We start from the raw sequence: 12592 nt of genomic DNA on the forward strand, positions 1-12592 counted from the left end.
GAAGACGACTAGAGTTCGCACGCTCTGCTCCCAGTCCTGGCCGGCGTCCTGTCGAAAAGGGACCGGAACGCGCCGACCCCACCGCCGACGGACGCCAAACTAAATGATTAACGAAATGTTGCCAAGCCGAGATGCTTGAAATACGTTTCTATCTCAGCAGGATAATTCAACACGGCGGGGTAGCAGCGTGACGACCATTATGTTGAAGGCGGCTGTGGGTGCTATTCTGCTTTTATTCGTCTGCGCGTGCAATGCGGAACAACAAGCTGCGGATCCCACGGAGGTCCGATCGGACGCTGATGAAATTCAGATGTTGGAGCAGGACATCACGACCGCCGAAGAGGGGTCCGGTACGACTGAGCTTGCGACAACGAACCTGCACTCACCTCAGACGCTTTCGACGGAAGCGTTTGAACTTGCAGACGACGGATCGGACGAAAGTGTGCGTGTGGGGGATCTGAAGGAGCCGCAGGTATCACTCAACCAGCTTAAGTCAGCAGGTTTGATCGACGCGAACCTGGACTGCGATGGAGCAGACTCAATATTCGCCGAGTGCAACCATCCCATGATGCACGGTATTGGGTTGGACAGTCGGATCCGCGACACGGTCGATGCGCTTCAGCCCTATGGTAGTGAAGGTGAGGTGTTTAATGGTGTGCCTGCACTATCGCTTGCGGAATGGCCGCATACTGTCGTTCTGGTCTCATCATCTCGAAAGCGGCGACCAATCTGTACTGGCAACTTAGTCGGGCCTACGGCTGTTCTGACGGCGCGCCATTGCGTCGGAAACGGGAATGCAGTTGATATCAACAGTTACGTGATTTTTGGAAAATCCTTTCGAAAGGGTGAGTTTTCCCGCGTGCGCAGGGTCGCAGATATTGCGTATCCGCTGAACGCCACATCGGGCCTGGATCTTGCGCTCCTTCGGCTCTCGGAGCCCGTCGATATCGAACCCGTCCGACTGGCGTCCGACGCTGATCTTGATGATGCTCGGGCTGGCCGCGTGGTTGGCTTCGGGTATCGAAGAGAATTTGACAGCGGCAATCCGGTGCTGAAATTTGGGGACAAGATGTTCACAGATGTGGTGATCGCATCGCGGGACTGCCGCGGGTTTTTGTCCGCAGACGGCCAATCTATACCCGATGCCACCCAGTATGGATGTCATCCGGGAATGCACATCGTCGCTGGCGCTGTGAAACCCGTCGCATCCTACGATTCCGACACATGTGACGGGGACAGCGGGGGTCCGTTATTTGTCCCGGTGGCTGGTACACACTACACGGTTGAGGGTTACTTTGGGGCAGTCGCCTATGACAGTGCCGACTTTCGGTTGGCTGGGGTGACCAGTTCGGCAGTCGAGACCCCGAATGTTCCGGCCGGCTCGCTGGGCTGCGGAAACGGCGGAAAGTATGTGCGCCTCTCTTCGGACATCAGGGAATCCATAGCCGATATCCAGCGGGGTTGGCTGCAGGACTAGAGGGGGACAAACTGTCAGAAACATGGTGATTTTTTCCAGACCACTGATATTGACTGGGTCCGCGGTAGTTGGCTTTTCCGTGGGATTCCTGCTGTTATCCGAATTCAAATCCGATGCACGACGGCTTGTTGGCGGCGGTGTCGAGAGCGTGTTGGCCATCGTAGCGACGTCGGAGCGGACCGAGGTCAAAGCGGACAATCTGGATCAGAAATCACTGTTTCATCCCGGGTGCTTTGGCAACGTCGACCTCAACTGCCCGGCAGGGTTCGGCAGCATCGTGGCAACACCGCCGGAAAATGCAATTCCGACATTGGAAAAGGCCGACGACTTCAATTCGACGTCACGTTTCGTAGAATGGGGTGAGAATGTCGTGAGGATCGATATCCTGTCCCAGTCGACGACGACGATCGTCGGAGAAAATCGGAAATCGCAAGATTCGAGACGGCTCAGCGTGTGTACGGGCCTGCGCATTTCAGATGACTATATCGTGAGTGCGGGTCATTGCTTTGCAGGCGCCTCGCTTGACGACCGTGGCGATGACCTTTCGCACGAGATCGGAGTCATATTCGGATACATGAATCACATGACCACGGCTGAGTGGCGTCCAGCGGAACTCTGCGGCTCGGCGTATGACTCTGGTATAGATCTCGCACTCCTTTCAGTGACCAGCTGTTCTGCTGACCGTGTAACAGGCATTTCGGCAGTATCTGATGCTGTCGAAGGACAGGAACTCCTCATCCTTCATCATCCAAACGGCTATCCGCTGCGTCTGTCGAGGATAGATTGCCGGTTGCTGTCGTCGGGTTTGGACCAGCTACCTGCCTATTTTCTCCATTCATGCGGGACATTGGGCGGAAGCTCTGGGGCGCCAATTTTCGACGAATACACAGGTAACCTAATTGCATTTCATGTCGGCACCGATTCAAGCGTCGACCAACCGGTACAGCCTGCAGTCTCGGCGTCGTTGGGGCTGGGAGCGCTCGGAATAGATGTCAGTCCGGTGGATTGAACTGAACAATGTGCACGAAGGACATTCATATGCGGACTGTATTTACCGGGGTACTCGCGAGCAGCTTGCTGCTGTCAGGCTGCGGAACGCTTCGGCAGGCAGGCGCCGACGGCGAAGGTGTCCTGGGAGGGCCAAATGCAGACCTTCGCATCATACTGGACGATTGCGGCAATCAACGAGCAATCGATAGCGCAATCGCACTGAAATTTGGTGCCGGGCTGCTCAAGACAGTCGGCAAGACATCCCTGAGAGCCTTTGGCGATTACATCGAAGAACAAGGCAAGGAAAAGACGACAACCGCAGTAGCGGTCTCCAGCGAGTTCTTCTATCTTGTGTCCGAGGCGGAAGACGGTGCAATCATGTTCGACGTCAACCCTGCCATTCGCTGCATCCACATCGTGAGGGCAGGGCATGGTGTGCCGGGCGCAGTAGAGGCACCGACATCAAGCATGACCGATACGTGGACTCGGCTTGGCATCAGACGCACGCCGGACCTCTACGCCTCGTTCCGCCTTGAGACAGCCTATGAATCGATCAGCGCCGCGACGAAGGCCGCCGAGGCGGCCAGACTGTCGATCTCGAGCGAGGACGATGACGATCGTCTCGACCTCCCCATGGACGCAGAGGATACGGACGCATCTGCCGCGGCGATCGAATACACCGGCGATACGACCAGTGCCGGACAACTCTCCGGTATTCTGGAAGGGCAACGTACCTTGACCAAGGACAACGGGGCGGCTGGTCGCGACGAAGCGTCGTCTGTAGCCGCCCGCCCGGATTATTTCCAGGGATATACGCTTGCTGCGCAGGTCCCTCCGTTTTTCCGCCTGAAACTGGAAGATTTGTACGTGGACGGATTTCAGTCCCCAGGAAGCGCCGAAAACAGTCGGGATTTTGCGCTGGTTTTCAATTTCGGGTCAGCTTCTGCGCCACAGATCTTTACAGAAACTGGTAGCAGTGCGGGGCTCAGCACCACCAATTATTTTGCCCTTGGCGGCGTGCGGGTCCCCGGACTGCGAAAGGGCCATTTCGGCAAGAATGGCGCGAACGGCCTTGTCACGGCCTGGATGCACCTGCCGGGTATCGAAGAGACCAATTCTTATGGCCTGTTCAATTTGACTGTGCACACACTGGAAACCAATCCAGGTAATCCTGTCATGGAAGCTGTGGGCCAGTACCTTTCCAGCGATGAAACACTTGGCCTCGTCGACCAGGCAGTCGACGGTTTCGTCGATCCTGACGGGACGGTGCGCGATACCCGGATCACGGATACCTACCAGCGGATCCGCGAGGACCGAACCGAGGTCCGGGAGCTAGAGAGCAGGAACGCACTGCTGCAAGCAGCTCTGGACAACAAGAATAGTAACTCTGCCGACATCAAAAGTACGCGCGAGGCGGTCGAGGACAAGCTGCTCGATGTTCTGGAACGCAGGTCCAGGAATGGCGGACTTGCCGAACTGGATGCCAACAGCGTGGTCGCAACGTCGGAGACGCTTATTGCCGAAGCGCGTTCATGGGAGCCAAAGGCCTCCGAAGTGGCCGAATAGGGGCCTCCGTCCGGGAGCGTGCAGGCCGCACGCACACGGCGGAAAGCCCTCATGTGCTGAACTGGAAGTATTCGTGGCAAACGTGAAGGCAAGGGTGATTCGGCGTTCGGCTCCCATAACCACAGTCCAATCCGCGCGGTTGCTGCTGACCATGGGTATTCGACACGTGAACGCGCGTTCAACTGGCAAGGCGTCCGGAAGCGACGACTGCAAGGACTACAGTTCGGGGCAGTAACCGCGCTCGCTGGGATATTCCACCTTTTCGGGCGCCGTCGCTCCGACCGAACGGCGGACATTTCGGATTTCAGCCGCAATCCGGGAGAACTCCTCCAGATCCGCCGCGCCGCCTTCTGAGCCAAATGCGCTCAAATTGCTGAACACACAAACCCTGTTCCAGCGATCCGCCGTTATCGCTTCGAGGGCAATCTCCGCTGTCGGGTTATTCTCTACCGTGTCCACAATCAATGCCATGCAATCGCCGACGCGCGAGAAGAACTGATCCTCTGCGGACTCGCTCGGAAGTGTCTCTGCGACTGCGGCCGTTCTTGCAAAAAGCTGCCCCTCGATCTCACCGGGTCGACGCAGCCATTGCGCGGTGAGGGCATCGGGATTGACGTCTGAAACAGTTTGCTCGGAGAGGGCAACAAGCTGGTCGGTCGGGAAGTCCGGGCCGAGCCGGCCATCGAGCGCGGTGCGGAACAGGCGTTGCAGGATGGCAAATTCCCGCATCGACGATACAATATCGGAGACTTGGGCGTTCCTGCCTACTTCCGCCTCGATCGCCTGCGACAGGCTTTCGGACACCGTCGATATTTCCCAGGGATCATAGTCCACATAGTCATCGCGCGCTGTATTGCGCTCATCGGCCCATTTCGTTGCGCCACCGGCAAAATAGGCAGGCGATTCAAAGGCGACCTGAACCATGAACCGGAACGGCCAGACTGATTGCCCACCTGGCGGCTGGAGAAAGCCGAGCTCTGTATCGAGATTAAAGGGGAGTTCGCGTACGCCGCTCCAGACCTGGTAGTCTGGCGGCGGGGCGAGCCAAGCATACCCGCTCGCGCCCGCGCTGGCGCGTCCGGAATTGCCCGCGACGCAGATTTCGAACTGGGCCAGTGACTGGCTGGGCAGGCAGGCTTCCATCTGTCCGACGAGGGACAGGTCGAGGAATTCAGGTTTACGCCGTATCCAAAGGGGCATTGCAACCGACCCGGATATCCCTGCTGCAGCGATACGCTCGTGTTCGGGGATACTCTCGGCTGATGTGACGGCCTCTCTGGCATAGGCAAGGTCGTCCCCGCTGAGCCCACTCGTCGGCAGTTTCGTTGCTGCCCTTGCCCGCCAGGCCATGCGGTAGAGGCCGAACTCCCCATGTATGCGCTCGACTGCGTCCGACCGGACGGCGGCGAGCGGGCTGTTCGACACCGCAGACATTTCGTCTGCCAGCTGGTCGAGCCGGATGGCACGGCATCCGAGGCCTGTATCTTCCAACGCCGGATGAAGGAGAATGCGAAGGTCGGGCACCACATCGGTCGTAACCATGGTCACGGTGGTGGGGCGGCCATCGGCGGCATAGGCGAGGGCGAGGTGGATGATGGCAGGATGAAATCGTCCGATCGTCTGCCGATCATTGCCAAGGCCCATCACCAGCTCCATGCGTCCGCCGGTCCTGCGCCAGGAAAAGTGGTCAATGGCCAATTGGCGCTCGGTATCTTCCGGTTCCCGGCCAATAAGGACCCCGCCAATACGCGAGAATCCGCGGAGCCGTCCGTAAGAACGGGCGCGCGTCGCAGCACTCGCCGTCGCGGTTGCCCTGCGCGCTGCCGGTACGGGCGGTGAACCGGAGATCGCCTGTATGGATCGGGCCTGCGGCGTTGCCAGCTCGGCGCCGGCCTGGCCGGGAAAGTGGTCATCGAAGACGGTCAGCGCGCGGGCCGGGAAACTGGCGCCTTCCGATCCGTTGCCGAGACGTTCGGCCATCTGGCCGACGGCCTGTGCGGCTTGACCGGGATTGTAGCGCGGCGCCCGCGACAGGCTCGGCAGATTGTCCGCAAGCCGCGTGGCCTGCGGCAAGGACCGCTCAAATTCTAAAAGTGCGTTGCCAACAGACTGGCCCGTTGAAGGGGACAGAGGGGAATGATGCCAGTCGGCGAGCCCGGACCAGTCGAGTTGCGCCTGTCGCTGGCTTTCGACCACCCATTTCTTCAGCACGACCTCGCGTGCCCGGGCAGCGTCCGGCGTGGGTATCTCGGCCGCCCAGGCCCGGACCTGCCGGTCAAGGGCCGGATCAAGCCCGTCAATGGCAGGGGCGAGCTCAGCGGCGTGGCCGACAATCTGCGATATCAGCGCGCGTTGTAGCTGACCCGTACCCGCCGGGGTCGTGAATGTATGCTTCAGGGCGCGGGCATTGTCGCGCAGCCTGGCAAAAGCGGCGGGATCAGATTGCGCCATGCGCCGCAGCTCGCCGCGGGTTGTGCCAGAACCGGGTATTTCGGCCGAAGACAGGGTGTGGAAGTCTGGCGTATCAACCCCGCCGGAAACCGATGCCTGCGCACCGCGTGCCGACTGTGCCCGGATCTCGAGCAGTTTCTGGCGCGCCGACGCCGTTTCAAGGCTGCGGACTCTGTCATCCAGGTTGGCGCCGGACACATTGATCGAGCGGACGAGTATGCGGGGCAGGATGTCGGCTTCAAAGACCTGCGCCGTTTCGGCAATGGCGTTTTCGGTTTCATCGTCGAGGACCTCAACCGTCTCGACTGTCGGGACCGTCAGGATCGCATCATACGCCTGGTCAATCTCGGCAAATTCGATTTCGAAGGCGAGTGCGGCCCGGCGGTTTTCGATCCGGTCAAGAGATGCCTGCAAGGCCGGTTCAGCGGCGGTATAGCTGGCCGCCAGCAGGCTCGGGAACAGGACCAGGAGGCCGATGGCCGTCAGGATCCTTGTGCCTGTACCAAGGCTCGCCACGACCCCTTTGGAAAAGAAGATGGCGCTGATCCAGCCGGGCAGGGAGCGCTTGGATTTGATGCCGACGGTTTCAGGTGCGATATGCACTTCGGCCCGCCGCCGGAGATCGAAGAAGACCTGCGCCTCGGAGAGCTTTTCGAACGCGGCCCGGATCGCGGCCGCCCGCTGGCCATCCCCGCGAGCTTGCGCAATCTCGAAGGCTGCGGCCAGTTCATCCATGTTGCGCTGGACCTGCTGCATCTCGGGTGACGGCGCCAGGTCATCCCATTCGCCTCGTTCGAAAGCAGCCTGCAGGCGGGATATTTCCGCGTTCCAGACCTCACTGACAATCCGCTTCTCCTTCGCCTTGCTGGCCTGGAAGGTGAGGAGGGCCAGACCGGCGGCGATTGCACCGGTTGCGGCCATGCCCCAGGCCGTCCCGAACGCCGCGATCCGGTCACGCGCCTCAGCGATCCGGTCCAGCATCACATTCGTCTCGGCCAGTCCCATCTGGTCCTGGGCATTGATCCATACGGTCAGCCCATAGGCCATGCCCGCCGAGAGGGACGCGAGCAGCAGGATCCTGGAGCCCAGCTGGGCCAGCGACACCGAGCCGAGACCACCCGTCTGGCCGGCAGCAAGCCGAGCCTTGGCACGGCGGGTTACGAGCGGCTCGACAAGCAGTCTGCAGACCACCCAGGCGCCGATACATGCGAACAAGACAGATTGAATTTCCACCAGCCATCCCCCCGGGTCCAGTCAAGTCCGCCACGGACTGTCCACAGCGTCTCTACCTTCCGGATGACATTCAGTTCTGGCGCTTGTGTCCCCACCTCGGACTGGATGACCGTACCGGATCCCAATTCACTCTAACAGCGAAACCCTCAAACTCAAACCATCCAACAATACCGCACCGTAGGAACAAGTTGGGGAACAGTCACAAAATCGGTTCGGTCAAGGGCGCAAAGGAAGATATAGTAACGACCCGCGGATAGTGGCCCGGCACGGTCAGGACGGCCTGGCTGTTGCCGATTGTCGAGACACATGTACTTCAAGATTGATTGGTGTTCAGGCTCTGAGACCCATGTCTGGACCACTCTAGCCGTTGTCTCGCTAACTGCGCACCGGAGCGGATTTGAACGTCTTGGCCTCTGCTTCAAGCTTTGCCAGCCGTTCCTGGCAGGACGCCTCGGCCAGTTCCAGGAGCCGCGCGACGCGTTCGGCCTGCCAGTTCAGGATCTCTGCATTTGTCTCGTAGGCTGGTGAATAGCGGGCTTCGACATAGGCCCGGCGCAGGAGCTCGAAATAGCGTTTGAAGGGTTTGCGTTCCGGGCCCCAGGCCTCGGCGAGACGCGGATCTATGGCTTCGCAACGCTGGCGTAGCTTGCCGAGATGATGCGTGGCCGGAGCGTAGAGCGTGACTGTGAGTAGCACCATGCGGTAAATGGCTTCAGCGGCCTGGTGAAGTTGGAAGGCAGAGCTTCTTGTCCAGTCTGTCCCTTGCTTCATGCTTTCCTGAGCAAGGAAAAGAGCTTGAACGGCAGCCTTCTTCCAATATTCAAAATATCCAAGGGACATTTCGTGCGTTCGCTCAGGATTGGGGTTTCTCGGCTCGGCTATCCGTGATCGCAGCCGATCAGATTTAGCACGAGCATCAATATCATATAGCAGGACTCCTTGATTGATGACTTCCGTGAAGAAGTATTGTCCTTCGCTGAGTGACTTGTTCACGTCCCGGAGCGTGTGGACGATGAGCGATATATCTTTCTGTATTTTGGGATCCTGGAACAGGCGGTCTTCCACACTGGACCAGAAAGTCGTCATGTCGGTCAGTGCCTTGTGAGACACGATGACGAGGAGATCGTAGTCCGAGGACCGTCCGGATTTCCGGTCGTCGAACCAGGTGCCGCGCGCGAAGCTTCCATAGAGGACTAGTTTGAGAATTCGGTAGCGTGCCACCCGTTTCGATGTGGACTTGCGAAGGCGCTCTTGAAGTTCGTCGAGTATCGCCTTCCGGATATAGGCGACCTCTTTCTGCTTTTGCAGGTTTAGATGATCGAGACTGTTCTTCACGAGCTGCGCGTTTCCTGTTGTGGCACGTGTCTGCGCCTCTACCTGTCGTCGCCACCAGAGACCAGAGTTCTCGAAGACATGCAATTCTGTTCCCCGTATCCAACCCTGAGCCGGTCGAGGTGCTCAAGACACAGGGTGTCTGCGAGACTGATCAGCAGTTCGATCCTGTCGGCTTGCCAGGCGAGTATGTCGGCGCCGGTCTCATAATCGGATGAATAGCGGGCTTCGAGATAGGCCCGCTGCAGCAGTTGAAAATATTGGCTGTAGGGCTTCTGCAGTGGCGCCCCGGCTTCGTCGATTCTGGGGTCGATTGCCCTGGCAAGACTGCGGAGCTTGCCGAGATGATGCGTGGCTGGGGCATACTGGGTCACAGTGAGCAGGAACATGCGATAGGCACTCTCGGCGGCCTGATTGAGCTGGAATGCCGAGCTTCGGTTCCATTCGCCGCCCTGCGCAATCGAGACTTTAGCCAAGAACAGTGCTTGCCGAGCTGCGTTCCTCCAATGGTAATGAAGCTCCTGTCCCATCTTGCAAGCAATCTCAGAATCTAAGCCAATCGGCCTGGCAAGGATGTTCTTGGCGCGCCCGTCTTTGCCGGGTTCCATGTCCTCATGGATCATGATGCCGTGCCTGATGATCTCGGTGAAGAAATAGGCGCCGTCTTTGATGTGCCGGTTCACGTCGGGAAGCGTGTGAATGATGAGGGTTGCCGGGCATTTGACCTGGCGGTCAGTCATGATGCGGTCTTCGACTTCTTCCCAGAAGGCACTCATCCCGGTGAGGTCGCGACGGCTGACGATCACGAGCAGGTTCATACCGGATTTCGTGCCCGGGCGGATGTCGCTGGGGCCGGCTCCCCTGGTGAACTGGCCGAACAGGATGAGTTTCAGGAGCCTGTAGCGTTTTGCCTTTGATGTGCCTCTGGATTCAGCCTTGGCCTGCAGCTCTTCCAGGATGATGTCCCTGGTACGGGCGAGGGCCTGTTGTCGCTTCGGGCTGAGATGATCAAGGGACTGGGTCAACGACAAGGCTTTGCCTGTTTGGGTGGGGTTCTATGGAATGCACTTTCTACCAAAGAGAGATATTAGCCCTGGATTTTCTGCTCGTAAAGGTGGCTGTGGGGCGGTTTTCTATCAAATCTTCCATCAATACTTGTGAGAACATGAGCGTAATCTAAGGTAGAAACTGGTATTGTTCTTGCAAGCCTGCCAGGTGGAAGGAGCAGGTCTATGAAGATGTATCCCTTGAAGAGCGATGGCGTCCTGAAACGCTATGACTATCTCTGGCGGCTGTCGGCCGATCGATGGGCCTGGGAATACCTCCGCAGGAACCCTGAATTCCGCAGTGACGCTGCGATGCGAAGCGCGGAGGATATTTCTGAGATGATGGCGCCGTGCGCGCCGATACGCCTGTTGCGATCACGAATAGACCAGACGCTGGCCCATCGCTGGGGGCTCATGATCATGCCGGATCCCGAACGAAATGGCTTTGACGCCGACGTCTTCTGGAGCCGTGCGGCCCATCCGAACCAGGTTGAGGTTCATTGCAGTCCGCGCGCCGAGACTGAAGTCTGTGGAATCTGGGAGCGTACCGTCCCGCATTGCGCGATCACCCACCTGACCGACCGGCAGGGACGCGAATACTTTCTGTTACGGGGCAATGGCTGCGTCGCCCAGGCGCGGTGCACGGGGCTGTCCCTGCTCGGTCTGGAGAAGGTGCGCATGAAGCTCACGATCTCTGATGTCGACGGCTTCGAGCGCAGGATGAAAGCCCAGCGCGAGGCGTTTGAAATCTATGGCAATGACTTTGGCAGGCAGGTCCCGCTCTGGAGCAAGCGGACACAGGTCCTGCGGGACGGACTGATCTCGCTGGATTGTCTTGAGCTCGGCATGCGCCGGCGCGAAATTGCCACTGTGCTCTACGGTCCGGATGCCGTTGATGAAGGTTGGTCCGATGACCGGGGCGCGATGAAGGACGCGATCAGGTATCTCGTGAACAAGGCCGAAGGCCTGCGCGATGGCGGGTATCTCACGGATTTGCTCGGCGGGTGTATGGGGCCGTATCAGGAGGCGGCTTGAGGTGTGGTTGGGGGTGGGGGAGCGGCCAGGCTCAATTGTGCCCTCTTGTCTGCCCTTGCGAAGATCGGGTTTGAAAGTCGCCAGGACGCGCATCATCACACTCAAAACCCATTGATATGTCTCAGAAATATAACCGCACTGTATAGTCAGTGGGGTTGATTAAACAGACAACATTGCTGGACACTGTGACCGTTTGCTCGAATTGTGCATTTGCAATCTGCCCGACCATCAATGCCCATATGAGACCCAGTTCATGAGTTCTAATATCTCCGGTTGGACGCATTCTGACTACTACGACGACGCCAAGTAGTTTTCGAGCGATAGAAGCAATGTGACTTCAGATCGCGGAGCTGATCTGAAGTTCTTTATCAAGTGTGGCCTAAGCGAAGTGGAAGCTAGTGCGTATTGTGATTCCGGATTTACTAGCGTGTTTGACGGAATTGTTGTCGATCGCTTTTATGGTGGCGCATTATCTAGTGCAAATAACCGAACACGCTTTTCGCCTTCACAATTTCCAAGAGCACTAGAAAACGCATCGTCTCGAGTCTCGGTCCACCACACCCAATCCCTCAAAGAGCTCAGCGAGCTTGTTGGAAAGATCAAATCTGAAGCCAAGAATCGTCTTTTATTCAGGGGGCAAACGAAAAACTACGCACTAAAAAGGCCGCGCCCAAACCCCAATTTTCTCGTCGATGGTATCGGCGAAATTTCTTTGCTCCCATCAGTTTGGCGACGTGTCTTGCGGGACGGCTACGATGTCTTGCACTGCTTTCAGGACCTGGGACTCTTTGAATGGTCAAAGATCTTTTATGATCAAATCGACGTCGAAGACATTGACCGTAGACTGGAAATACTTCGCTCAAAGGGCGAGTACGTATTGACCATGGGGGATATGGAGGTTTGTTCAGATCCTATTGTGCGAAAGTTTGGTCGATTACGCATGGATATAAGTTTGGGTCATAATTTAAATCTGCGCGACGCTCTTCACACGCTACTCCAACACTACGGCCTCTACTCTCCAGTGTTAGACCTGACTTCCGAGCTAAATGTTGCATTGTTTTTCGCAACTCACCGATTCGTCAAAATGGATAATCGAGCGCGCTACGACTTTGTTGGAACGAATGATCAGCAATCGGTGTTGTATGTATTCGAAGAGAATAAGCATGAAATGGCTGCTCATAAACGAGAGCGAACGTTCGACGCTTTGGAACCGCTTCGTCCTATGCGGCAGTCATGCGTCGTATGCCGTTCGGATACATATGCAATGAACTTACCAGCGGATTTTCTTCGGCACGTCCTATTTTTGAATTTTGACCTCAATAAGCCACTTCCGGCTAATGTGGACCACCTTTTTCCTAGCGTGGACGATGACCGGTTTCTCGCAGCACTCAAAAAGAACCTTCTTGGTGGCCCCCGAGAATTCTTGACTGAGTTCTAGTTGGATTTTTCCTCATTGATATGA

At 57.6% G+C, this 12592-nt stretch carries 8 protein-coding genes; 5 read left to right on the forward strand and 3 right to left on the reverse strand.

Annotated elements, in window-relative coordinates:
• Window positions 1-187 precede the first annotated feature (187 nt).
• The 3 genes from ACQ66M_RS12450 to ACQ66M_RS12460 all read left to right on the forward strand — a co-directional run bounded on the left by ACQ66M_RS12450 (window position 188) and on the right by ACQ66M_RS12460 (window position 4033).
• Window positions 188-1477: a S1 family peptidase gene (locus ACQ66M_RS12450; RefSeq protein WP_430404163.1), complete on the forward strand. Its 1290-nt coding sequence runs from the start codon at window positions 188-190 to the stop codon at window positions 1475-1477.
• A 79-nt stretch (window positions 1478-1556) separates the two neighbouring features.
• A complete protein-coding gene (locus ACQ66M_RS12455) occupies window positions 1557-2486 on the forward strand; it encodes a trypsin-like serine peptidase (RefSeq protein WP_430404165.1) in 930 nt (309 codons plus the stop codon).
• A 29-nt stretch (window positions 2487-2515) separates the two neighbouring features.
• Window positions 2516-4033: a hypothetical protein gene (locus tag ACQ66M_RS12460; protein WP_430404167.1), complete on the forward strand. Its 1518-nt coding sequence runs from the start codon at window positions 2516-2518 to the stop codon at window positions 4031-4033.
• Between the two features lie 216 nt (window positions 4034-4249).
• On the opposite strand, the gene ACQ66M_RS12465 is transcribed toward ACQ66M_RS12460, so the two are convergent.
• The 3 genes from ACQ66M_RS12465 to ACQ66M_RS12475 form a co-directional block, all read right to left on the reverse strand.
• Window positions 4250-7717, reverse strand: a complete 3468-nt coding sequence (locus ACQ66M_RS12465; RefSeq protein ID WP_430404169.1) for a hypothetical protein — start codon at window positions 7715-7717, stop codon at window positions 4250-4252.
• Window positions 7718-8092: 375 nt separating this feature from the next.
• On the reverse strand, window positions 8093-9052 hold the full coding sequence (locus tag ACQ66M_RS12470; protein WP_430404171.1) for a HEPN domain-containing protein: 960 nt from the start codon (window positions 9050-9052) through the stop codon (window positions 8093-8095).
• A gap of 38 nt (window positions 9053-9090) precedes the next feature.
• A complete protein-coding gene (locus tag ACQ66M_RS12475; RefSeq protein WP_430404173.1) occupies window positions 9091-10074 on the reverse strand; it encodes a HEPN domain-containing protein in 984 nt (327 codons plus the stop codon).
• A gap of 207 nt (window positions 10075-10281) precedes the next feature.
• Here ACQ66M_RS12475 and ACQ66M_RS12480 point away from each other — a divergent pair, with 207 nt between their 5' ends.
• Together ACQ66M_RS12480 and ACQ66M_RS12485 are read left to right on the forward strand one after the other, a co-directional pair.
• Window positions 10282-11130, forward strand: a complete 849-nt coding sequence (locus ACQ66M_RS12480; protein ID WP_430404174.1) for a DNA -binding domain-containing protein — start codon at window positions 10282-10284, stop codon at window positions 11128-11130.
• Between the two features lie 427 nt (window positions 11131-11557).
• A complete protein-coding gene (locus tag ACQ66M_RS12485; protein WP_430404176.1) occupies window positions 11558-12568 on the forward strand; it encodes an FRG domain-containing protein in 1011 nt (336 codons plus the stop codon).
• Window positions 12569-12592: the final 24 nt, after the last annotated feature.

This window comes from Hyphomonas sp. (genome assembly GCF_965284475.1).
In the GTDB taxonomy this organism is placed as follows: Bacteria; Pseudomonadota; Alphaproteobacteria; order Caulobacterales; family Hyphomonadaceae; genus Hyphomonas.

Coding starts and splice junctions, on each gene's coding strand:
- ACQ66M_RS12460 (WP_430404167.1), top strand. CDS start 2,516: ATGCGGACTGTATTTACCGGGGTACTCGCGAGCAGCTTGCTGCTGTCA.
- ACQ66M_RS12480 (WP_430404174.1), top strand. CDS start 10,282: ATGAAGATGTATCCCTTGAAGAGCGATGGCGTCCTGAAACGCTATGAC.